The 223-nt window shown below is 59.2% G+C and carries 1 pseudogene; it reads right to left on the bottom strand.

Annotated elements, in window-relative coordinates:
- Positions 1-183 (bottom strand): annotated as a pseudogene (locus A3722_RS16910) (peptidylprolyl isomerase); the annotation flags it as partial.
- Positions 184-223 lie beyond the last annotated feature (40 nt).

The raw sequence follows: 223 nt of genomic DNA, 5'->3' as shown, positions 1-223 counted from the left end.
AGGCAGTTGCTGATACTGCTGCGGCAGGCTGGCACGCGCCACGAGCATATGGCCAAGCGTGATTTCAGTGTCGTTGACGGTGGCAACAACCGTGTCGACACTCGGTTCGTCTTGGGCGGCGACAGGGAGCGCCACAGCGGCGGCAAGCGCCAAAGACGACAGAAAAGTGAGGGGTTTTTGCATGGTTGGATCCAATCGCTTCCTTCGTAGCAGGGCTGCTACA

The sequence above is a fragment of the Sulfitobacter sp. HI0027 genome (genome assembly GCF_001634775.1).
GTDB lineage: Bacteria > Pseudomonadota > Alphaproteobacteria > Rhodobacterales > Rhodobacteraceae > Sulfitobacter.
Note: the sequence above shows the minus strand (reverse complement) of the source record. Positions and strands in the feature narration are given on the sequence as shown.